At 67.4% G+C, this 22,644-nt stretch carries 20 protein-coding genes; 12 read left to right on the top strand and 8 right to left on the bottom strand.

Annotation, left to right across the window (positions count from 1 at the left end):
* Positions 1-40: 40 nt before the first annotated feature.
* From C8D93_RS03905 to C8D93_RS03915, 3 genes are read right to left on the bottom strand one after another with little or no spacing between them, the layout of a single operon-like run.
* Positions 41-979 (bottom strand): hypothetical protein, encoded by a 939-nt coding sequence (locus C8D93_RS03905; RefSeq protein ID WP_110263873.1) that lies wholly within the window; start codon positions 977-979, stop codon positions 41-43.
* Positions 972-1,472, bottom strand: coding sequence for a sigma-70 family RNA polymerase sigma factor (locus tag C8D93_RS03910; protein ID WP_211307195.1), 501 nt, complete (start codon positions 1,470-1,472; stop codon positions 972-974). Before C8D93_RS03910 ends, C8D93_RS03905 begins: the two co-directional genes overlap by 8 nt.
* Positions 1,473-1,491: 19 nt before the next feature.
* Positions 1,492-3,249 (bottom strand): vWA domain-containing protein, encoded by a 1,758-nt coding sequence (locus tag C8D93_RS03915; protein WP_110263875.1) that lies wholly within the window; start codon positions 3,247-3,249, stop codon positions 1,492-1,494.
* Between the two features lie 95 nt (positions 3,250-3,344).
* On the opposite strand from C8D93_RS03915, the gene C8D93_RS03920 reads away from it, so the two are divergent.
* Together C8D93_RS03920 and C8D93_RS03925 are read left to right on the top strand one after the other, a co-directional pair.
* Positions 3,345-4,268 (top strand): alpha/beta hydrolase, encoded by a 924-nt coding sequence (locus tag C8D93_RS03920; RefSeq protein ID WP_110263876.1) that lies wholly within the window; start codon positions 3,345-3,347, stop codon positions 4,266-4,268.
* Positions 4,269-4,284: 16 nt separating this feature from the next.
* Positions 4,285-4,776, top strand: a complete 492-nt coding sequence (locus C8D93_RS03925) for a YybH family protein (RefSeq protein ID WP_245903810.1) — start codon at positions 4,285-4,287, stop codon at positions 4,774-4,776.
* Between the two features lie 11 nt (positions 4,777-4,787).
* Here C8D93_RS03925 and C8D93_RS03930 read toward each other — a convergent pair whose 3' ends face one another.
* A complete protein-coding gene (locus tag C8D93_RS03930; protein ID WP_110263877.1) occupies positions 4,788-5,510 on the bottom strand; it encodes a hypothetical protein in 723 nt (240 codons plus the stop codon).
* Positions 5,511-5,701: 191 nt separating this feature from the next.
* Between C8D93_RS03930 and C8D93_RS20880 the strand changes: the two genes are divergently transcribed.
* Both C8D93_RS20880 and C8D93_RS03940 read left to right on the top strand, forming a co-directional pair.
* Positions 5,702-7,042 (top strand): alpha/beta hydrolase family protein, encoded by a 1,341-nt coding sequence (locus C8D93_RS20880; RefSeq protein ID WP_211307196.1) that lies wholly within the window; start codon positions 5,702-5,704, stop codon positions 7,040-7,042.
* A 74-nt stretch (positions 7,043-7,116) separates the two neighbouring features.
* Positions 7,117-7,332 carry a hypothetical protein gene (locus C8D93_RS03940; RefSeq protein WP_110263878.1) on the top strand — a complete coding sequence of 72 codons (216 nt, stop codon included), beginning with the start codon at positions 7,117-7,119 and terminating at the stop codon, positions 7,330-7,332.
* Between the two features lie 71 nt (positions 7,333-7,403).
* Here the strand turns inward: C8D93_RS03940 and C8D93_RS03945 are convergent, their stop codons facing one another.
* Together C8D93_RS03945 and C8D93_RS03950 are read right to left on the bottom strand one after the other, a co-directional pair.
* Complete coding sequence (locus C8D93_RS03945) at positions 7,404-10,919, bottom strand: protein kinase domain-containing protein (RefSeq protein WP_110263879.1); 3,516 nt, start codon at positions 10,917-10,919, stop codon at positions 7,404-7,406.
* A gap of 69 nt (positions 10,920-10,988) precedes the next feature.
* The gene (locus C8D93_RS03950; RefSeq protein ID WP_110263880.1) at positions 10,989-11,603 is read right to left on the bottom strand and encodes a TetR/AcrR family transcriptional regulator; all 615 of its coding nucleotides are present in this window, start codon (positions 11,601-11,603) and stop codon (positions 10,989-10,991) included.
* A 222-nt stretch (positions 11,604-11,825) separates the two neighbouring features.
* Here C8D93_RS03950 and C8D93_RS03955 point away from each other — a divergent pair, with 222 nt between their 5' ends.
* From C8D93_RS03955 to C8D93_RS03975, 5 genes are all read left to right on the top strand, one after another.
* Positions 11,826-13,031 carry an acetyl-CoA C-acetyltransferase gene (locus tag C8D93_RS03955; RefSeq protein ID WP_110263881.1) on the top strand — a complete coding sequence of 402 codons (1,206 nt, stop codon included), beginning with the start codon at positions 11,826-11,828 and terminating at the stop codon, positions 13,029-13,031.
* A gap of 109 nt (positions 13,032-13,140) precedes the next feature.
* Positions 13,141-15,276: a 3-hydroxyacyl-CoA dehydrogenase NAD-binding domain-containing protein gene (locus tag C8D93_RS03960; RefSeq protein WP_110263882.1), complete on the top strand. Its 2,136-nt coding sequence runs from the start codon at positions 13,141-13,143 to the stop codon at positions 15,274-15,276.
* Positions 15,277-15,331: 55 nt separating this feature from the next.
* On the top strand, positions 15,332-16,489 hold the full coding sequence (locus C8D93_RS03965; RefSeq protein ID WP_110264338.1) for an acyl-CoA dehydrogenase family protein: 1,158 nt from the start codon (positions 15,332-15,334) through the stop codon (positions 16,487-16,489).
* A gap of 168 nt (positions 16,490-16,657) precedes the next feature.
* On the top strand, positions 16,658-18,748 hold the full coding sequence (locus C8D93_RS03970; RefSeq protein WP_110263883.1) for a serine/threonine-protein kinase: 2,091 nt from the start codon (positions 16,658-16,660) through the stop codon (positions 18,746-18,748).
* A complete protein-coding gene (locus tag C8D93_RS03975) occupies positions 18,745-19,311 on the top strand; it encodes a sigma-70 family RNA polymerase sigma factor (RefSeq protein WP_110263884.1) in 567 nt (188 codons plus the stop codon). The genes C8D93_RS03970 and C8D93_RS03975 overlap by 4 nt, the downstream gene beginning before the upstream one ends.
* A 39-nt stretch (positions 19,312-19,350) precedes the next feature.
* On the opposite strand, the gene C8D93_RS20350 is transcribed toward C8D93_RS03975, so the two are convergent.
* Positions 19,351-19,641, bottom strand: coding sequence for a hypothetical protein (locus tag C8D93_RS20350; RefSeq protein ID WP_146216498.1), 291 nt, complete (start codon positions 19,639-19,641; stop codon positions 19,351-19,353).
* A 146-nt stretch (positions 19,642-19,787) separates the two neighbouring features.
* On the opposite strand from C8D93_RS20350, the gene C8D93_RS03980 reads away from it, so the two are divergent.
* The gene (locus tag C8D93_RS03980; protein WP_110263885.1) at positions 19,788-20,957 is read left to right on the top strand and encodes an IS4 family transposase; all 1,170 of its coding nucleotides are present in this window, start codon (positions 19,788-19,790) and stop codon (positions 20,955-20,957) included.
* Positions 20,958-21,056: 99 nt separating this feature from the next.
* Here the strand turns inward: C8D93_RS03980 and C8D93_RS03985 are convergent, their stop codons facing one another.
* On the bottom strand, positions 21,057-21,620 hold the full coding sequence (locus tag C8D93_RS03985) for a twin-arginine translocation signal domain-containing protein (protein ID WP_110263886.1): 564 nt from the start codon (positions 21,618-21,620) through the stop codon (positions 21,057-21,059).
* A gap of 190 nt (positions 21,621-21,810) precedes the next feature.
* Between C8D93_RS03985 and C8D93_RS03990 the strand changes: the two genes are divergently transcribed.
* Both C8D93_RS03990 and C8D93_RS03995 read left to right on the top strand, forming a co-directional pair.
* Entirely contained in the window at positions 21,811-22,209 is a 399-nt protein-coding gene (locus tag C8D93_RS03990; RefSeq protein WP_110263887.1) for a hypothetical protein, read from the top strand.
* A 120-nt stretch (positions 22,210-22,329) separates the two neighbouring features.
* Positions 22,330-22,623, top strand: a complete 294-nt coding sequence (locus C8D93_RS03995; protein WP_146216499.1) for a hypothetical protein — start codon at positions 22,330-22,332, stop codon at positions 22,621-22,623.
* The last annotated feature ends 21 nt before the right edge of the window (positions 22,624-22,644 follow it).

Here is a 22,644-nt window from a genome sequence, read left to right on the forward strand (position 1 = left end):
CCTTTCAGGACATCTTCGCTGCAGCCATTGTAGGCGCGTGTCAGGACGCCGGCGACAGGGCGAGGATCTGCCAGCCCGCGGGGATGATCCGCAGCCGGATCGTGCCCAGATCCCGGCCCGCGGCGTCCTGGATCCCGACGCGCCAGCCGTCGTCCTGGCGATCGAGCAACCGCGCCGCGTGCGCGGATGCAAAGTGCATGATGGCTGCCTCCGCGGCCGTCGCCGGCAGGCGCGCATCGAGATGCCGCGACAACCGCTCGGCGTCCTGGGCCTGCAACAGCGCGAGCAGTTCCCGCGTCGCGCCGACCCTGCGCTCGAGCGTCACGGCCTGAGGCACCGAATCGGACAGCGGAACCGGCGGCGCGAGCGCGAAGGCGCGCGCTTCGGGTGCCGCAGGCGCAACCGGGGCCGGCCGCTCGCGTGCGGCAAGCGCGGACTGCCCGTCGCTCGCTGCCGGCGCGGCCGCCTCGCCCAGTACGGTGCCCTGTCGTTCCAGGACCGACGCCGCCGGTGGGGCCGCCCGCTTGGCGGACTCCGCCTCTTCTGCCTTGCGCGCTTCACGTGCCGGTGGCTGCGCGGCCTGCGCCGCGACCGAGGGCGGCGGCGCCTCGGCAGCCATCCCGCGCGCCGCCTGATCCGTGGTCGCCAGCGACTCGACGATCGCGGTTTCGCGCGCCTTCCGCGCCACCGTCGCCCGGTCCTCGTTCAACACCGGCACGGCCTCATCCCGCAACTGCGAGACCAGACTCACGCCGAGCACCATCGTCGCCGCTGCGGCCAGCGGCACGCGCCAGCGCGCGCGGCGCTTGGGCGCTGCCGCCACGCCCGCGCGCGCTGCCGCGAGAACCGCCGCATCGAGTTCCGGCGGCGGCGTCTCGCGGGCGGCCTCGCGATAGCGCGCCGACACGGGGTGGCGACCGGCGAGGTAGTCCTCGAGTTCGCGATCGTTCTTTGGACCGTCGGTGCGGGCGTCAGTCATGGAAGGCCTCCCGCAACTTGGCGAGTGCGTAGCGCAGGCGACTCTTCACGGTCTCGCGGCCCACGCCCTGGATGTCGGCGATCTGCTCCAGCGTGAGGTTGCGCTCTTCGCGCAACACGATGATCTCGCGCTGCTCCGCGGGCAAGCGCGCGAGCGCCGCCAGCAGGCGCCGCGCCGTGTCGTCGTGCTCCACCTGCGACTCGGGGCCGCGCGCGTCGGCGTCGACCGCGTCGGCCGGCAACTCGTCGTGCGGTCGTGCGCGTCGCCAGTGATCGACGAGCCGGTTGTGCGCGATGCGGTACAGCCAGGCGGCGAAGGGGGCATCGCTGCGATAGCCGCCGCGCGCCTGGATCAGCTTCTGCCAGACATCCTGGAACAGTTCGCCGGCATCGGCGGCCTCGACATGCCGCAGGAAGTAGCGGTACAGCGCGTCCTTGTGGCGGCGATACAGCCGCTCGAACGCCGCTGCATCGCCGCCCGCATAGGCCAGCATCAGCCTCTCATCCGAGGTCTCAGTCGCACCCGCTTCCAAGCTCGCAAGCCTCCCCTGCGTGTCCGACCTGCTGAGCCGGCTGCGGCTGCAGGCTTTGCGCGAGCTGCACCAGCTGCACGAACTCGCCGCGCCAGCCTTGCGCATCTACCCCGCGCGCGCCGCGCGCCAGTGCCAGCGCATCGTCCCAGGTCCAGGCTTCAGTGTAGCGACCGCCGCGCAGCAATTGGCCGAATCCGGCCACCGCCGCGGCGAAGCGGAAGTCCTCGCTGCTCGCCGCCAACGCGCGCGTGATCTGGCTGCGGCGGATCGGCCGCTCGATCAGCTTGCTGCTGTCGCCGTCAGGCGCCTTGTAGCGCAGTCGCAAGTGCGCGATCTCGTCGGCCGTGCCGGCAGGCTTCGCGCCGCCGTAGCGCAGCGCCTCGATGCGCTCGCCGCCGCTGCCGACCAGCGCGATCTCGTAGAGCGCGGTGACATTGTGACCCGCACCGATCTCGCCGGCATCGACCCTGTCGTTGGCGAAGTCCTCGCGTGCCAGCGCCCGGTTCTCGTAGCCGATCAGGCGGTACTCGGCGACGACCGCCGGGTTGAACTCGATTTGGATCTTCACGTCCTTGGCGATCGTCTGCAGCGTCGCCGCACGCGCCTGCACCAGGACGCGACGCCCCTCGGCGAGATCGTCGATGTAGCTGTAGTTGCCGTTGCCCACATCGGCCAGCTGCTCCATCAGGTGCTCGTTGTAGTTGCCTGTGCCGAAGCCCAGCGTCGACAGCGCCACCCCCGACGCGCGCTCGCGCTCGACCAGGTCCTTGAGCTGCTCGAAGTCGGTGACGCCGACATTGAAGTCGCCGTCGGTGGCGAGCAGCACCCGGTTGATGCCGCCCTCGATGAAGCCCTGCCGGGCCATCGAATACGCCAGCTCGATGCCGGCCGCGCCCGCCGTGGAGCCGCCGGCGGTCAGGCCGTCGATCACGGCGGCGATCCGCGCCTTGCGATCACCGGGCGTCGGCTCGAGCACGACGCCGCTGTGTCCGGCATAGACCACCAGGCTGATGCGGTCGCGGGCACTCAGCTGCTGCACCAGCAGCTTGAGCGAGGACTGCACCAGCGGCAGCTTGTCCGCGCTGTGCATCGATCCGGAGACGTCGATCAGGAAGACCAGGTTCGACGGCGGCAGCTCCCCCTGGGGCCGCCAGCCCTGCAGGGCGACGCGCAGCAGATGCGTCTTCGCGTTCCACGGCGTCGGCGCGATCTCGACGTGCGTCGCGAACGGCGTGGACCGATCGCGAGGCGGCGCGTAGGCATAGTCGAAGTAGTTGATGAACTCCTCGACGCGCACGGCGTCCTGCGGCGGCAGGCGCCCATTGCGCAGCCAGCGGCGCACGTTGCTGTAGGCACCGGTGTCGACATCGACACTGAAGGTCGATACCGGCGATTCGGCGACGCACAGCACACCGGCATCGTCGAACGCCGCGTAGCGCTCGCGCTCTTCCGGCGATACCGGCGCCGGCCGGTGCACGGGCGGCATCGGTGCAGGCGCGATTGCAGACCTCGTCGGCGCCTGATGCTGCTTGCCCGCGGTCTGCGGCGACATCGCCATGCGGTCGGCGATCAGCTCCCGCGCCGCCTCCTGCTTCCCCGCGGCATCGCCCAGCTCGGCAAGCTCGGCGACGCGCCCCTCCTCGACGGGCATGCGGGAAGGCGCCTCGCGTTCCGGCTGCGCGCACGCCGCCACCAGGGCGGCCATTCCGACAACACTGATCCACTGTATCCGTGACATGACTGACGACTCCGGCTGATGACGTCATTCGATAACGCAGCCGGCGGCCAAACGGGGTTAAATTGCCGTTCCAGACCTTTTCCGGGGAGCCGCCGATGGGCGAGCAGTTCGAACCGATCGAGTTCCACAGCCATGGCGTCACCGTGCGCGGCGCGCATTTCCGGCCGCAGTCGGAGGTCCTCGCCGCCGGCAGCGGCGCAGCCCCGTGCGTGGTGATGGCGCACGGACTGGGCGGCGTGCGCGCCGCGCGACTCGACGCCTTCGCCGAACGCTTCGCGGCCGCCGGCCTGCATGTAATGGTGTTCGACTATCGCTACTTCGGTGACTCCGACGGCGAGCCGCGCCAGCACTTCAACATCCGCGCGCAGCTCGACGACTGGGCGGCGGCGATCGCCTGTGCGCGCAAGCTCGACGGTGTCGACGCCAAGCGCATCGCGCTGTGGGGCAGCTCGTTCTCCGGAGGTCACGTCGTCACCGCCGCCGTCGAGGACGGCCACGTCCAGGCGGTCAGCAGCCAGGGCCCGATGATGGACGGCTTTGCCGCACTGACCAATGTGGTCCGCTACGCCGGGGCCTTGCAGGCGCTGCGCGTCACCGCGCATGCCCTGTGGGATACGCTGCTGATTCCGTCGGGACGCCGTCACCTCATTCCGCTGGTCGCGGAGCCGGGCGAACTGGGGGTGATGACTTCGGCGGATGCGCAGAGCGGCTACACCGCGATCGTGCCGCCGGACTGGCGCAACGAGATCACCGCCGGCTGGCTGCTGGAACTGCCGCTGTACCGACCGATCGCCAAGGCGCACCGGCTGCCGTGTCCGACGCTGATCTGCATCTGCACGCAGGACAGCGTCGCACCGGCCTCGGCCGCCGAGAAGACCGCCGCCGCGGCCGGCGACCGCGCGGAGATCCGCCGTTACGACATCGGCCACTTCGACATCTACGTTGGCGACGGCTTCGAGCGGGCGGTCTCGGACCAGACCGAATTCTTCTGCCGCGTGCTGCGCGCGCCGGCCGACTGACCGTCGCGAACGCCCGATGATGATGCAGCCGGTTGCGAGCCCGATGCGGTCTGCGGCACCGGCGCGACTCACCGCGGCATTGATGCTGCTGGCATCGCTGGGCGCCTGCACCGCGCTGCCGGCCGCGCCCCGCGCGATGCCGCCGGCCGACGAGGTACGCGTGCGCGAACAGGCATTCGCGCGGACCATGGCGGATCGCGACTTCGAGGCTTTCGCGACCTTCGTCGCCGACGATGCCGTGTTCCTCAACGGCGGCCACCCGCTGCGTGGCAAGGCGGCCGTGCTGGCGCACTGGCAGCGGTTCTTCGACACCGCCGACGCCCCGTTCTCGTGGACGCCGGATCTGGTCGAGGCGCTGCCGGACGGCCTTCTTGCACATTCGGAAGGACCGGTGTCGGCGCCGGACGGCCGCGTGATCGCCCGCTTCTACTCGACCTGGCGCCGTGGCACCGACGGTGTCTGGCGGGTGGTCTTCGACAACGGGCACGACGTCTGCCCGCCACCCTGAACCCGCGGGGGTCAGCCGCGACGCAGTGTCGACCGGTCGACCAGGGTCTCGGTGGCCCGGCGCGCGAGCGCCGGCAGACTGCTGCCGTCGGACACCGAGCGTTCGACGTTCACGCCGAGCAGCCAGCGCTCGTCGAGCACGACCTTGTCCGGCGAGCGCAGGATGACCTGGTCGCGCCACACCACCTTTGCCGCGGCATCGACGACGCTGATCTGCAGAATCATCTCCGGGTGACCGCTGGTCTTCGCGGTGCCGGTGCCCAGCCAGGCGAAGTACCCCGTGCCCTGGTCGGGCACGCTCACGTCGACATCGATCTCCGCCAGCAGCGGCGCCACGCCCTGTCTGGCCAGCGCCTTGGCGTCGCCCTGCGGGAAACCGAGCAGATACGGCACGCGGCCGCGCAGCGTCTCGACCGGCGCCAGCGTCAGGCGGCTGCGCGTGGACAAGGCCTGTTCGATCTGCGCGAGCACGGCATCGGCCGTCGTCTTGACCACGGTCCCTTCCGGAGTGCGCAGCGTCTCGATCGCCTCGCGGATGTCGCCGAGCACACGATGCGCTTCGGCGATGTCGGGAATCAGGCCGTCGCCCGGCTGCGGGAATCCGCTTTCCAGACCGTCGATGTCGAGACTGAACCGGGCGATCGTGACCTCGCCGGCGAGACTGCCGGCCGGGGGCTGGACGGCACAGGCGCAGAGCACCGCGACCGCAAGAAAAGCCGCGATTCGGATCGGCACGGAAGCTTCGTCGGCAGACCGGCAGGCGCCGGCGGCGCATCTTGCGCTGACGGCGGATCGGCGTCCACGGCCGCTCGTCGGCTGCCGGTCGCTGCGCGGTGGCCCGCTGCCGCCGCGGCCTGAGGACAAGTCCCGTAGCACGCGGCCACCACCCTTGCCATCCTTGCCGCGGGGATTTGCGGGGGTGAACCGTGCGGATGCGACTGAGCGGCCACGTGTGTGTGCTGGCCGCCGTTTCGATGCTGCTGGCGGCCTGCGGCGGCGGTGACTCGTCCGGCGCGGCACCCGCGCAGAACGATGGCGCCGTGCCGTCGGCAAGCCCGACGCCGGCCGTCGCATCGACGCCCACCCCTTCGGCCACCGCCACGCCGACCCCGACGGCAACGCCCGCTCCCGCCGCCACGCCGACGGCCGCGCCGACCCCGTCGCCCGCGCCTACCTCGACGCCGGCCGCCACGCCAACGCCAACGCCAACGCCGACACCCCTCCCCACACCCACGCCCGAGCCGACGAAGCTGAACTGCCCGCCGGTGCCGCCGTCCGGCGCCACGCCCGCCAGCGCCGTCCATCCGGTCTTCGCGTGGCAGAAGAACTGGCAGATCTGCGACGTCAGCTTCGACTCGCAGATGCATGGCACGCGCCTCTACGGCGTGCTGTTCGCACCGGCCGGCACGGACCTGTCCGGCAGCGTGCTGCCGGCGGTGGTCATCACGCCGGCCTCCGGGGGCGGGGACGAATCGATGTACCACTGGGCCGCGCGCGATCTCGCCGGCCACGGTTACATCGCGGTCACGGTCGATCCGCAGGGCGTCGGGCGCTCGCCCGGCAACGCACCGGAACAGGATTTGAACAACTATGCGGACGCGACGGTCAGCGCGCTGAACTTCCTGCTGTCGGAGCGCAATCCGGCGCGCGCGTATACCGACGTCACGCGCCTCGGCGCCGCCGGACACAGCCTCTCGGCGCGCGCGGTGAGCTGGCAGCAGGGCGAGGACCGCCGCCTGCGCGCGATCGTCGCCTGGGACAACCTGTCGAGTACGCGGCACGGCGATCCGGGCACGCCGTCGCAGGGCGGGCTCGGCGGTGCGCTGATCAGCGGCGAACTCACGCGACCCAACGCCCCGGTCACGCCGCTGGTCCCGGCGATGGGCCAGGCCTCGGACGATCCGGGCACGAGCAATCCGCCGCCGGACCGCAAGAAGTACGCGTACGACTACTGGCGCCGCGCCGGACTCGCGTCGATGCAGGTCGTGATGCGCGACCTGCGGCACGAAGCCTGGGCGCAATACTCGACCCAGAACAGCGAGGCCGACTCCCAGCGCCTGCGGCGGATGGCGCACCTGACCCGCGCCTGGTTCGACCTGTGGCTGAAGCGCGACGACACCGCGGTCTCGCGCCTGCGTTCGCGCAGCGTCGCCGGCACCGACGCCGCGGCGGTCTACAGCGCCAAGTTCCGCTCGGCGCTGTATCTGCCGGCCTACGGCATCGACTGCGCCGACCTGCTCGCGGACGGCTGCCTGCAAGCGGACTGATCGAAGCCGGTGTCGCCATCGCGACACGGTCGCCGGCTAGACTGCAGCTCGTCCGGACGAAGAGGATTCCAACGATGCGATCGCCCGCCCTCGCCGCGGCCATCGGCGCAACGCTTGCGCTGCTCGCGGCCTGCAGCAACCGCGGCGTCTACGAAGGCACCCAGGCATGGCGCGCACAGGATTGCGACGTGCAATCCTCGCGCACCGAACGCGACGACTGCCGCGAACAGGCGCGCCTGACCTACCCCGAATACGAGAAGGAACGCGACGAAGCGCTGGCCGAGCGCTAGCGCGGGCTGCGGCGCGCTCGAAGAGAGATCAAGGTCGCCGGCGAATCGACCCGGCTCGGCGCGTCCCCGTGTCATTGGGGTGACATGGCGCAGGCACCGTAGACGTTCAGCTCGCCGAGCACGTTCACAAGACCACCGTAGGACAGTTCCAGTGCATTGAACGGCTTCGACGGCTCGAAGCCGACAAAGAGCGGATCGGAGCCGCTCAGCAGGCCGGCGATATCAATTGTCAGCACTCCACCTGCGACGTCGGCGAGCTCCTGCGGATCGCCATCCAGATAGGTGGTGATCACCAGACTTCTCAGAAGCTCGACATTGAGTGGTGCTCCCGGCCAGGCAACGACGAAGCCGGCCATGCCCGCCCCCGGGTAAACAGCCATCGCGTCGCTGACGCGTAGCGACACTGCACCTTGCGCACCGATCGACGGCGCCAATGTCGCGAAGTTGTCCGGATCGGCGTCTGTGGTGTTGGCCGTACCTGTCACGGAACAGACGACGCAGGAGGCCGAAACGAATCCGCTTGCAGTGGCGCCCGGCCTGACCAGCTGCACCAGGGGAGCCTGGTCATCGCAGACCGATCTGGCCTCGCACGCATCGCCGACACCGTTGCCATCGGCGTCGCTCTGGTCCGGATTGGGCACGTCCGGGCAGTTGTCCGTGACGTCGGGGATGCCATCCGCATCGCGGTCGGATTCCACGCCTCCGACTGTCGGCACCTCGAAGATGAACAAGCCCTCTTCCGAGAAGTTTGGCGTGTCGCCGACGACGTAGGCCAGATTGTCTCCGACGACAACGTCCCGCGCCTGTGCGGGTGTAGCGGGCTGAAACACGATCACCGGTGCGGCCGGATCGCGAACGTCAATCACCTGGAGTCCGCCATCGCTGTCCGCAACGAAGGCACGATTGCCATTGACGGTGATGCCCATCGCCTCTCCTAGTGTGTCGATGCTGCCGACGATCGCGAGAGAAGCAGGGTTGCTGACATCCACGATCTGGAGGCCTGACAGGCGATCCGCAACGAAGGCCAGGCCGTTCGCAACCTCGACGGCCATGGGCTGGTCCGGCGTGTTGATACTGCCGATCAAGGCCGGTGCGGCCGGATTGCTGATGTCCACGATCCGCAGGCCGGCATTGACGGCATTGGTCGCTCCATCGGCAACGTAGGCCCGGTCGCCCTGTATGGCGACGGCGCGGGGCAGGTCGCCCGGAGTCTCGAGCGTGTTGACCAATGCCGGCGCGGAAACGTTGCTGATGTCGACGACATGCAGGCCAGCCGATTCCGATGCCACAAACGCAAAGCCTTGGGAGAGCGCGAGCCCGCGCTCACGTCCGGGCAGGTCGATACTGCCCATCAGGGCTGGACCGGCCGGATTGGTCACGTCTGCGACCCACAGTCCAGAGCCGTCGCGCGCCATGTAGGCCCGGCCGGCCTCCAGAGCAATGTCTGCCTGCAGGCTGCCGCTACCACCCTCGGCCAGGCTGCCCACCACCCTCGGCGCTGCAGGATCCGTGACATCGATCACACGCAGCCGGTTGCTTTCCGTGGTGTACGCGTAGTCACCGGCACGCACGATCGACCATGCGGTCGACTCCGTCTCGACCCGTCCGACCAGTGTCGGGCCCGCCGGGTTAGCCGCGTCGATGACCTGCAGGCCGGCGGTGCCATCGGCGACGTAGATGTAGCGCCCAAGGGTCGCGACACCCGATGCCTGTCCCGGAGTATCCGTGCTGCCGATGCTGAGCGGCAGCGTGTGATCGGTCACGTCGAATATCTGAACACCCGCTCGATCATCGACCACATAGGCCGTATGCCCAGAGACGGTGATGTCCAGCGCCTCGTCCGGCGTGTCAGCGCTGCCGACGATCAGAAAGGGCGCTGCACTCCCGCGCACATCGACGATCTGCAGGCCGGATGTCCCGTCTGCCACATAGGCGTACCCGTCGACCCACGCCACACCCTGAGCATCTCCCGGCGTGTTCGCCGTGCCCAGCAGTTGCGGCGCAGCTGGATTGCTGATGTCGATGACGTGCAGGCCGGCGTCACCTGCGGCCAGATATGCGCGGCTGCCCGAAACGGCGACCCCCAGGGCATCACCGGGTGTGCTCAAGGTTCCCACCTCGACGGGCGTCGTGGGGTCGGATACGTCGACGACCTCCAGATCGTTGCCTCCGGCGATGTACGCGAAATCGCCGAGCACGGCGATGCCATAGCCTCCCGCGCCGACGAGGCTTCCGATGACCGTGGGCGCAGCCGGATTACCGACGTTGACGATCTGCAGATAACTCTGAGGCGCAGTGACGATGTAAGCAAGGTCATCGACAAGTGCGAGTGCTTGGGCACCACTGCTCGGCAAGTCCGTCTGACCGATGATCGATGGTCTTGTTGCGCTGGAAACATCGATGATCTGCAGACGCTGATTCGCTGCCACGTAAGCCAGGGAACCCACGGCCGCAACATCCAGGAACTGATTGCCGCTGGCGCCGCCCGGCCGTGCGACCGTACCCACGATCGTGGGCCCCTTCACCATGGGCGGTGCCACGAGAACATCGACAGCATCAGCGTCTTCGTAGATGTCAGACTGAAGCGTCGCCGGTTGCCCCGCCACGACTTCCGGCGCGAGATACAGCGGAGTGCCCCCATCGGCGTCACTACTGTCCGACGATACGAGGGTAGTCCCCAGGGCCGTTATGCCCAGGGCCTCCAGCTGTCGCGGCTCCATCAGCCGCCCCGAGCCGAAGTCGGTGAGACAAACCTGACGCCCGTCGGCGCAATCGCGAATCAGAACATTGGCGGGCTTCAGGTCCTTGTGCATGACGCCGACCTTGTGCGCCGCAGCCACCGCCTCTGTGATCTGCAGGAACAAGTCCAGGCGCTCCGCGCGGGATAGTCCGCTCAGGCGATCGTCGCACTGAGACCAACGCAACAGATCTGTTCCGTGATCGGCGCGCTCGACGTAAAAGGGAGGATCTGAAAAGTTCCACTCGAGGATCGGCGCGATGTCGGCGCGCGGACCCAGCTCCTGCAGCAAGTAGCGGGAGAGCGTCACCTCCCGCTTGAGCGCAGCCAGACCATCGCCATCCACGCAAAACTTGAACACCCGGCTCTGCGCAGATTCTGCCGCACGGGCCAGCCAGACCTCGTTGAGGCCCGTTCCCGATAGCTGCTCTTCGAGCACGAACGGATCGCGGCCCGGGACTGCCATGCCGGGCTCCAGTGAAAGCGCGCTGACCATGCCGCGCCCGGTGGCGATTCGCTCTACCGGACCATCGAACCGATAGCCGACGCGCGGAACCGTCGTGATCCGGCCCGCGTGCTCAGGCCCCAGGGCCACACGCAGTTTCGCCATCGCCTGCTTGAGCACGTCGCGCTCGGTCACCCGATCGCGCCACACGGCTCCATGCAGCTCCTCGTGCGTAACGACCTCGCCGACGTGGATCAGCAGCACCTCGAGAAGTTCCAGCGGGCGTCGCTCAGCCTGAACGGCGCGACCGTCGAGGATCAGCTCGAAACGCGCCTGATCGAACTCGGCAGTTCCGAAACGGAACCTGAACTGCCCCCTCGCCTGATGGTCGTCTGCGCGACTCATCGCATACCCTCCCCCTTGGGCCTGGGAAGGTTATGTACCAGATCGTGCCTATCGGCGCACGCAGAAAGGTTAGGGCTTGGAGATCGCCCGCCAGAGCATTTCGAACAGCACGTTGGCCTGTCGCGTCAGCGAATCCTTCATGCCGCGCTGCACCCAGGTCTGCGACAGGCGGAACAGCACGCCCATGATGTAGTCGAGCAGTACCTTCTCGTCGACCTGATCGTTGAGCACGCCCTTGGCGCGCCCTTCCGCGAGCACGCGGATGAAGGTGCCGAACAGTTCGGGGTTGTCGTACTGGGCGCCCTGCTTGCGCCAGGTGTTGATGTAGACCGAGCTCATCATCAGCTGCACGATCTTCGGGTTCTTCTCGGTGAAGTCGAGGAATACCCAGAAGACCTTACGCAGGCGTTCCTTGTAGTCCTCGATGCCCTGCAGGTGATCGATCATGCGTTCGGCGAGCTTGCCGAGCCAGGCGTCGAGGCTGGAGAACAGCAGCGCCTCCTTGCTGCCGTAGTACTTGTAGATGGTCTGCAGCGAGACGTTGGCGCCGCGCGCGATCTCGATCAGGCCGACGCGGTGGAACTCGCGTTCGGAGAACACGTCGAGCACGGCACGCTCGATACGCACGCGGGTGTCCGGATCGAGCAGGGCGGCATCCGCGGTGGCGGCTTCGCTGTGGCGCATCAACGCTTCTCCTTGTTGTAGTAACAGGGCTTACTTCGGCATCCCGCCGCGGTGTTTGACCCCGGCGGGGGGCCTGATTAAGCTCCGGTGCGGATCGCCGGTTCAAGACCGCATCCTCGCTTCCCCTACCATTCCTGCGAATGGTGCACGCATGGTAAGAGTCGTTACCATCCGCTGCAAGCCGCATCGCGATCCTGTCACCCAACGCAACCCGAGAACACCATGGCCGAAGCATTCATCTACGACGCCGTGCGCACGCCGCGCGGCAAGGGCAAGAAGGACGGCAGCCTGCATCAGGTCACGCCGATCCACCTCGTTGCCAATCTCATGTGGGCGCTGGAAGAGCGCAGCGGTCTGGATACCGCGCTGGTCGACGACGTCGTGCTCGGCTGCGTGACGCCGGTCGGCGAACAGGGCGCGGACATCGCGCGCGTGGCGGTGCTCTACGCCAACTGGGCGGAGACCGTGGCCGGTGTGACGCAGTCGCGTTTCTGCGCCTCCGGTCTGGAGTCGGTGAACATCGCCGCGCAGAAAGTCATGTCCGGCATGGAAGACCTCGTCGTCGCCGGCGGTGTCGAGAGCATGTCGCGCTGGGCGATGGGCTCGGACGGCGGCGCCTGGGCGATGGACCCGCGCGTCAACCAGTTCACCGGTTTCGCGCCGCAGGGCATCGGCGCCGACACCATCGCGACGCTCGAGGGCTTCTCGCGCGAGGACGTGGATCGCTTCGCGCTCGAGTCGCAGCGCAAGGCGACCCAGGCGCGCGAGTCCGGTCACTTCAGCAAGACGCTGGTGCCGGTCAAGGACGTCAACGGCCTGACCGTGCTCGATCACGACGAGTACATCCGCAGCGACGCGACGATGGAGGGACTCGGTGCGCTCAAGCCCTCGTTCGAGCAGATGGGGCAGATGGGCTTCGACGCCACGGCGCTGCGCAAGTACACGACGCTGGAGAAGATCAACCACGTGCACCACGCCGGCAATTCGTCCGGCATCGTCGACGGCGCCGCGCTGATGCTGATCGGCAGCAAGAAGATGGGCCGCAAGCTCGGCCTCAAGCCGCGGGCGCGCATCCGCCAGACCGCCGTGATCGGATCGGAACCGACGATCATGCTCACCGGCATCGGTCCGGCGTCGAAGAAAGCGCTCAAGCGCGCCGGCATGCAGGCCAGCGACATCGACCTGTTCGAGATCAACGAGGCTTTCGCCGCCGTGGTGCTGCGCGCGCAACGCGACCTCGACATCGACCCGGCGAAGGTCAACGTCAACGGCGGCTCGATCGCGATGGGGCATCCGCTCGGCGCCACCGGCTGCATCATCCTCGGCACGCTGCTCGACGAGCTGGAGCGCCAGGACAAGCAGACCGGCCTCGCCTCGCTGTGCGTCGGCGCCGGCATGGGCATCGCGACGATCATCGAGCGCGTGTAGCGCGCCGCCCCATCGCACAGACCTGTAGGAGCGCCGTCAGGCGCGATTCTTCTCGACACCCGGTCGCGCCTGACGGCACTCCTACAACGAAAGCAACAGGAAGACACACATGACCGCAGTGCAATTCAACCAGGACGCCGACGGCATCGTCACGCTGACGCTGGACATGCCGGGCCGTTCGATGAACGTGCTCAACGAGGAGCTCACCGGGCCGTTCTCGGACGCGATCGCGAAGATCGAGAACGATGCCTCGATCAAGGGCGTGATCATCACCTCCGGCAAGAAGGAATTCCTCGCCGGCGCCGACATCGACAAGGTCTACAGGATGACCGATCCGGCGGAGGCCTTCGCGATGGCCGAGGCCTACAAGAGCTTCCTGCGCCGCCTCGAGAAGTGCGGCCGCCCGGTGGTCGCCGCGCTCAACGGCACGGCTCTGGGCGGCGGCCTCGAACTGGCGCTGGCCTGTCATTACCGCATCGCGATCGACAATCCGAAAGCCAAGTTCGGTCTGCCCGAGGTCAAGCTCGGTCTGCTGCCCGGCGGCGGCGGCACCCAGCGCCTGCCGCGCCTGATCGGCATCCAGGCCTCGCTGCCGCTGATGCTCGAAGGCAAGGAGCTGAAGGCCGCGCAGGCGAAGCAGCAGGGCATCATCCACGAACTCGCCGCGGACAAGGACGAGATGTTCGCCAAGGCGCGGGCGTGGATCGCCGCGAACCCCAAGCCGGTGCAGCCCTGGGACGACAAGAAGTTCAAGTGGCCCGGCGGCGACTCGAAGAGCCCGGCGAACGCGCAGGTCTGGGCGATCGCGCCCTCGATGGCCAGCGCCAAGACCTGGGGCAACATGCCGGCGCCGACCAACATCATGTCGAGTGTCTTCGAAGGCGGCATCACCGACTTCGACACCGGCTGCCGCGTCGAGTCGCGCTACTTCGCCGAGCTGGTGGTGTCGCAGGTGTCGAAGAACATGATCGGCACGCTGTGGTTCCAGCTCAACGGCATCAACAAGGGCAGCTCCAGGCCGGAAGGGTTCGAGCGCTCGACGGTCAGGAAGCTCGGCATCCTCGGCGCCGGCATGATGGGTGCCGGCATCGCCTACGTGTCGGCGAAGGTCGGCATCGAATGCGTGCTGCTCGACACCACGCAGGACGCCGCCGACAAGGGCAAGGCGTATTCCGCCGGCCTGCTCGACAAGGCGATCAAGCGCGGGCGCGAGACGCCCGAGGGCAAGGACGCCTTCCTCGCGCGCATCAAGCCGACGACGAGCTACGACGATCTCAAAGGCTGCGACCTGATCATCGAAGCGGTGTTCGAGGACCGCGGCATCAAGGCCGACGTGACCAGGAAGGCCGAGGCGCAGCTCGCCAAGACCGCCGTGTTCGCGTCGAACACCTCGACGCTGCCGATCACCGGCCTCGCCGAAGCCAGCGAGCGGCCGAAGAATTTCATCGGCCTGCACTTCTTCTCGCCGGTCGACAAGATGCCGCTGGTCGAGATCATCAAGGGCAAGAAGACCAGCGCCGAGACGCTGGCGCGCGGCTTCGACTACGTGCAGCAGATCAAGAAGACGCCGATCGTCGTCAACGACTCGCGCGGCTTCTACACCTCGCGCTGCTTCGCGACCTACCCGATGGAAGGCCTGACCCTGCTCGCCGAAGGCCAGCATCCGCGCTCGATCGAGGTTGCCGGCCTGCAGGCCGGCATGCCGGTCGGCCCGCTGGCGCTGCAGGACGAGGTCTCGCTGTCGCTGTCGATGCACGTGCTGGAGCAGACGCGCAAGGACTACGCCGCCGAGGGCAAGACCGTTGCCGAACATCCGGGTGTCGCCGTGATCGAGAAGATGGTCAGGCAGCTCGACCGCGTCGGCAAGAAGTCCGGCAAGGGCTTCTACGACTACCCGCAGGGCGGCCAGAAGCACCTGTGGCCGGAGCTGACAAAGCACTTCCCGCTCGCCGAAACGCAGCTCCCGCAGCAGGAGATGATCGACCGCCTGATGTACGCGCAGGCCAACGAGGCGGCGAAGTGCTTCGAGGAGAAGGTCGTGGAATCGGTGGCCGACACCAACATCGGCTCGATCTTCGGCTGGGGCTTCGCGCCGCACCAGGGTGGCGCCCTGCAGTTCATCAATGCCGTCGGCCTGGACCAGTTCGTCAAGCGCTCGAAGGTCCTGGAGAAGAAGTACGGCGCGCGCTTCAAGCCGGCCAGGATCCTCGTGCGCATGGCCAAGGAAGGCCGCCGCTTCGAGTAGTCGCAGCACCCCCCGCACCCCACAGGTTCACCACCCTTCACCGAGGAAGATGTCGATGCTCAACGCCGCTCTTGCAGAAGGCCGCTACGTCACCGACGAGCTGAAGATGTTCCACGACACCGCCCGCCGGTTCATGCAGGCGGAGGTGGCGCCCAACGTGGTGCGCTGGGACGAACAGGGCCACGTCGACCGCGAATTGTGGAACAAGGCCGGCGAGCTCGGCCTGCTGTGCCCGAGCATCCCCGTCGAGTACGGCGGCGGCGGCGGCGACGTCGCATTCGAGAAGGTGCTGATCGAGGAGCAGGGCCGCGCCGGATGCTCGGCCTGGGGCCTGTCGCTGCACAACGGCATCGTCGCCCATTACATCCTCGCCTACGGCACCGAAGAGCAGAAGCAGGCCTGGCTGCCGAAGCTCGCCAGCGGCGAAATCGTCGGTGCGATCGCGATGACCGAACCGGGCACCGGTTCCGACCTGCAGAGCGTGCGCACGACGGCGATCGCCGACGGCGACGACTACGTCGTCAACGGCCAGAAGGTGTTCATCACCAACGGCCAGCAGGCCGGGCTGGTCATCGTCGTCGCCAAGACCGATCCGAACGAGAAGGCCAAGGGCATTTCGCTCGTCGTCGTCGAGACCGACAAGGTCGAGGGGTTCCGCCGCGGACGCAATCTCGAGAAGGTCGGCATGCACGGGCAGGACACGTCCGAGCTGTTCTTCGAGAACGTGCGCATCCCCAAGGCCAACCTGCTCGGCAAGGGCGAGGGCATGGGCTTCGTGCAACTGATGGAACAGCTGCCGCAGGAGCGCCTGATCGTCGCCTGGGCCGCCGTCGCCGCGATGGAGCTGGCGCTGGACCTGACCACGCAGTACGTCAAGGACCGCAAGGCCTTCGGCAAGCGCGTGATCGACTTCCAGAACACGCGCTTCCAGCTCGCCCAGGCGCGTACCGAGGCCACGCTGGCGCGCGTCTTCGTCGAGCGCTGCACCGAGATGCTGATCGACAAGAAGCTCGACGTCGTCACCGCGGCGATGGCCAAGTACTGGACCACCGACAAGCAGTTCGAGATCGCCGATCTGTGCCTGCAGCTGCATGGCGGCTATGGCTACATGGACGAGTACCCGATCTCGCGGCTGTGGCGCGACTCGCGCGTGCAGCGCATCTACGGCGGCACCAACGAGATCATGAAGGAACTGATCGGACGCTTTCTCTGAGCGCATCCCGACACGACCAGAGCCCCGCGAAAGCGGGGCTTTTTCGTGGCCCGGAACGCAGGCGCAACTGGCCGTTGCAGAACAACGCAACATATCGTCTCGAAACGGCTCATTGCGTTCGCGGCGCCGTTCTCAGAACGATTTTCCATCGGTGATTAGAATCGCCGGATGGACCCGGATCGCTGGCAACGACTGCAGACCGCGCTCACCGCGATCGTCGATCGACCGGCACAGGATCGCGCGTCGCTGATCGAGCGGATCTGCGCCGACGATGCGGACCTGCGCAGCGAACTCGAATCGCTGCTGCACGAATGGGATGCCGATCCGGACTTCCTCGAACGCGGCTCGGGCCTCGCCCCCGATCACCTTGCCGAAGCTGCCGGGGGCGACCCGCTCATCGGCGAGATCGTCGGCGCGTGGACCATCGTCCGGCGCATCGACCGTGGCGGCATGGGCTCGGTCTACCTGGCCGAACGCCGCGGCGACGATTTCCACCGGCACGCGGCGATCAAGGTCATTGCCCGCGGCATGGACTCGGAGGCGGTGCTGGCACGCTTCGAGACCGAGCGACGGATCCTGGCGGCGCTCGACCATCCCAACATCGCCTCCGTCATCGACGGCGGCCTCACCGCGGATGGCCGCCCGTGGTTCGCGATGCCCTACCTCGAGGGCGCGCAACCGCTCGACGCCTACTGCGACGAACGGCGCCTCACGCTCACCGAGCGCATCGGCCTGCTGCGCCAGGTCTGTGCCGCGGTGCAGTTCGCGCACCAGAACCTCATCGTGCATCGCGATCTCAAACCGGCGAACATCCTGGTCACGCCGCAGGGCGTGCCGATGCTGCTCGACTTCGGCATCGCCAAGCTGCTGGACCAGCCCTCGGGCGTCACCACCGGCGCCGCCACCCGCCTGTTCACGCCGCAGTACGCCAGCCCGGAGCAACGCAGCGGCGATGCCATCACCACCGCGAGCGACGTCTATCAGCTCGGCATCCTCTGCTACCGCCTGTTCTGCGGCGAGCGACCCTTCGACGAAACGCCGGCAAGCGAAGAGGTGCTACGCAGACCGTCCGAGTGCGTCACCGCCGAAACCGCGCGGCTGCGCCGCGAGACGCCGGACGGCCTGCGCCGCCAGCTTCGCGGCGATCTCGACACGATCTGCCTGCATGCGCTGAACCTCGAACCGCAGCGCCGGTACCGCTCTGCGGAAGGCCTGGCCGACGACCTCGATCTTCATCTGCGCGGACTGCCGGTCTACGCGCGTCCGGACACCTTCGCGTACCGCTCAGGCAAATTTCTCCGGCGCAACCGCTGGAGTGCGTCGTTCGCGGCGGCGCTGTTCGTCGTCGCGATCGGCTTCGGCGTCTTCGCGTCGGTGACCGCTGCACGCATCGGCGAGCAGGCGGAGGCAGTGCGCGCCGAACGCGATCGCGCGCAGGCCACAGCGCGCTTTCTCACCGAGCTGTTCACCCAGGCCGATCCGACCCGTGCGGAGCGCGACTACACCGCAGGCGAGATGCTCGAACGCGGGCTGAGCCTGCTCGAAGCCGACACGGCGCTGCGCGACGCGGAGCGTGCCGCGGTCCTCACCGTCGTCGGCGGCGTCTATCAGGTGCGCGGCGACTACGAGCGTGCGCGCACCGCCCTGACCGAAGCCGTGGGGTTGAGCCGGCGCGGCGGCGCGGAGGGCGAGCCGTATGCCGGCAGCCTGCTCGAACTCGCAAAGGTGGAATACCGGCTCGACAACTACGCCGCATCCGAGCAGCTCGCGCGTGAGGCGCTGGGCGTGTTCGACAGCCTCACCGAGGTCGGACCGGACGCGCGCGCCAGCGCGCTGAACCAGATCGCGATCGCGCTGAGCGAACAGGACCGGCTCGACGAGGCCACCGTCCTGCTGGAGCAGGTCGTCGCGCTGCGACGCCAGTTGCCGGGCGCCGCCACCGACCAGGATCTCGCCGCCAATCTCAACAACCTCGCACTGAACTACGTCGCGCTGCGCCGCTTCGACCGTGCCGAAACGGCGTTCGATGCCTCACTGGCCATCGTCGAACGTCGTTACGGGCCGGTGCATCCGTATGGCGCATTCCTTCGACGCGCCCGGGCCGCGCTGCACGAGGACCGCGGTGACACCGACGCCATGCGCCGCGACCTGCAGGACGCCCTCGACATCGGGATGAGCACCCTGGGCGAGGACCACCCCTTCGTCCTCGACGTCACTCAACAGCTCGAACAGGTCGCCATGGAGGGCGACACGCCATGAACGGACCGGTCACCCAGCTGATTCTCAGCGCCCGCAACGGCAATCGCCGCGCCCTCGATGCCCTGATGCCGCTGATTCACGACGAGTTGCAGGCAACCGCGCACCGCCAGCTGCGCGGCGAGCGTATCGGGCACACGCTCGACACTTCGGCACTGGTCAACGAGACCTACCTGCGCCTCGCCGAGCAGGACCGGGCGCAGTGGCAGAACCGCTCGCACTTCCTGGCCGTCGCCGCCATCGTGATGCGCCGGGTGCTGGTCAACTACGCCAAGCAGCACAACCGCGCGAAGCGCGGCGGCGGCGCCGTGCAGCTCACGCTCGGTCAGGCGCAGCACGTGGCCTCGGAAACGCCCGATGTCGACGTCGAAGCGCTCGACGAGGCGCTGACGCGGCTGGCAGCCATCGACAACCGCGCTGCGCGGGTCGTCGAGTGCCGCTACTTCGGTGGCCTCGACATCGACGAAACCGCCGAAGCGCTCAACATCGCGCCCGCCACCGTCAAGCGCGACTGGCTGCTCGCGAAGACCTGGCTGCGGCGCGAACTCGAAAGCGACGGAGCCTAGGCCTTCGCGCCCAGGCTCCGCCGCAAGCCAGTCGAGCGATCAGGGCATCGACGGCGACACCTTTTCCGGAGGAGTGTCACCGCCGGGCGAGCGCATGGGCTTCCGGCCGTGAACGCAGATGCCGATCCCGCCACCCGGCCGGACCGAGTCGTCGCAGTACTGTCCCGCAGGGCACGAACCTTCACCTTGGCAGTGCGTGATCGCACTCGCGGAGGATGCCGGCCCCATCTTGAGTTCGTTCGTGGTCTTCGCCTGCTGGGCGGCCAGAGGTGTTGCCAGAGTGAAGGCAATGGCGGCCAGAGTGGCCTTGATCTTCGAGTTCATGTTCATACAGTAGTGTCCGGTTCGTTGAACGCCCAAACGCCAGAACACGCATTGGAGCAATGAGTTAGCGCGATTCATGGGTGTCCACGATTTGAAATCGACTTTGCGGTGTTGTGGGCAGACTTCCGGCGTTTTCGTTGCCGGGGACCGCCATGAACACGGGCAAAACGTTGTTCGCGCAGCTGATGGAGTTCGTGCCGTGGAAGACGTTCACGCGCATCGTGGCGCGCCGCCAGGGCGACCGTGGCGTGCGCACCCTCAACTGCGTGGAGCTGTTCCGGGTGCTGGCCTTTGCCCAGCTGACCTATCGCGAAAGCCTGCGCGACATCGAAGCCTGCCTGTCGACGCAGGCCGGCAAGCTTTATCACATGGGCTTGCGTCAGGCGCCGCCGCGCTCGACGCTGGCCGATGCCCTGGCGCAGCGCGACTGGCGGATCTACTTCGAGTTCGCGCAGCGCCTGATCGCCCAGGCGCGCACGCTGTACGCCAGCGAGCCACTGGAGGTGAATCTCGACGAGACGGTCTACGCGCTGGACGCCACGACGATCGACCTGTGCCTGTCGGTTTTCGACTGGGCGCCGTTCCGCACGACCAAGGCCGCGATCAAGCTGCACACGCTGCTCGATCTGCGGGGCCCGATTCTCAGCTTCATCCACATCAGCGACGGCAAGATGCACGACGTCAACGTACTCGACATCCTGCCGATCGAAGCGGGCGCGTTCTACGTGATGGATCGCGGTTACCTGGATTTCGCACGCCTGTTCGTCCTCCACCAGGCGCAAGCCTTCTTCGTCACGCGTGCCAAGGCGGGCTTGGATGCGCGGCGTCTGTATTCGGCGGCCGTGGACCGCAACACCGGCGTGATCTGCGACCAGACCATCGCACTCAATGGCTACTACTCCGCGCGCAAATACCCGCAGACACTGCGGCGCATCCGCTTCAAGGACACTGTGTCGGGAAAGACGCTGGTCTTTCTGACCAATCACATGAGGCTGCCGCCGTTGACCGTCGCCGCGCTCTACAAGAGCCGCTGGCAGGTCGAGCTGTTCTTCAAGTGGATCAAACAGCACCTGCGCATCAAGCAGTTCTATGGCACCAGCGAGAACGCGGTGAAGACGCAGATCTGGTCCGCAGTCTGCGTCTACGTGCTCGTGGCCATCGTCAAGAAGGCGCTTCAACTGGATGTCTCGCTCTACACTTTTCTACAGATCCTGTCGGTCACGGTCTTCGAGAAAACCTCGCTGCAACAAGCTCTGGCGGGCCTCGACTACCGAACCGACATCACCGACTTCGCTAAGCAGATGAATCTGTTTGAGATCTAACCGGACACTACTGATGTTCATACTCCTTTCAATCGAATGTCGGTGCCGAGAGCATTGGCGGACTCGGCGCGTAACAACCAGAGTTGAGCTGCAGGGTTCTCAGCGATCGCCGCCGTCGTTGTCGACTTCGACTTCCGCGCTCATCCCGCCTGCCGAGAACTTGACCTTTACGTTGCTGTCCTCATTCAGGGCGGTCGCAATGGCGGCGACACCGGCGCCAATGACGACTCCAGCCAGAAAAGCGCCTGCTCCAGCGACTCCAATCGCCACGGCGGCCGGCAAGGCCTGCGTACTGACCTGGCCGGACTCGCCGCCGAAGCTCATGTCGGCGCTCTTCAGATCGTCCCGCAAGGTGATTCGGCCCGCTTTGCCATTTGCCACGAGACTGAGCGCCTGCGTCTTGGCGAACGCTTCCGCCACCTGCTGATACTTCTTGGAATTGCTCCTCAGGCGTGTGGTACCCGACTCCTTGCCCGACTGCCACTTGATGCTGAAGTTGCCGGATTGCGGGTCGCCCACGATGGTTCCCTCCACGCGACGCGAGCCACTCACATAGCTGAAGCGACCGCCGCCTCCGCCGCCCTGCGCAAGCACCGATGCCGGGCTCACTGCGAGAGCGCCCCCGGCCGCAAGGGCGAACTTGACGAAATCCCTGCGTTTCATTTGCAGACTCCTTGATTTCGGAGACCCCGGATTGGGCCTCTCAAGGATCAACGCACCGTTCTCCGCGCGGACGGCTCATCGGACACCTTGAGCCGTTTGCCGGCGCGATGTTGCGTCTTGCCATGAAGCTCCCTTCCCGCTGCATGCGCGGAACAGCGACCGCAACCCTCACGATGAAGGACGCTCGCCGATGAAGTTCGTCGCCCACGTGGTGCTGATGGTCCTGCTGCTGGCCGCTACCGGCCCGGCACTGTCGACACCCGATCCGTCCAAGGACGACTTCGCCCGCATGAAGACGCAGCCGGGGGCCCTGATGCTCTCGCCCACCGACCCCGCGGTGCTCGATCTTCGCCGTCGCTCGAGATCCGGCGCCCAGAAGGCCTACGGTTCCCTGCAGGGCCATCGCTGCGCGGCAGGCGACACCCTGCGCATCCAGGAGGAGGCCGTCTGCGAACCGATGCAGCACGACGGCAAGGATGGCCGGCTGTGCTGCGCGGCGAACTGCAACTACGCCTGCGGGGGCGGGCGGCTGCAGGGCCGTTGTTCCGTGCGCAGCGGCGACTGTGCGTTCGTGCCGGCGCGGCGCTGAAACGCCGATGAGCCGTTTTCGATGCCGACGTTGCGTCAGTTCATGAACGCCTGACCTCGTCGACGCACGACAGGCGGCGCTCGCACCCCCGTTGCACACGTCAACCAAGGAGAGTTCAACGTGAAACCGAATCCTTCCACCACCCGCGTCTCGTTGTTTGCATCCGCCGCCCTGCTCATCTGCGTGAACGCACCCGCCTGGGCCTGGTCGGTGAAGGTCACCGAGCACCCGAGCGGCGGCTACGTCGCCTCGCTGATCCACGGCAGCGAGCCCGCTCAGAACAAGACGGTTGGCCACTACGCGACGAAGAGCGAAGCACGCAAGGCCGGCAAGGCAGCGAAGAAGGAGGCCGAAGGGTTCAAGGCCGAGGATTCCGGGCCGTGCGCCGACCCCATGTCCGGCGTGCGCTGCTGACCGGAACGAGTCCTCGAAAGA

The organism is Sinimarinibacterium flocculans, from assembly GCF_003201205.1.
GTDB classification, from domain to species: domain Bacteria; phylum Pseudomonadota; class Gammaproteobacteria; order Nevskiales; family Nevskiaceae; genus Solimonas; species Solimonas flocculans.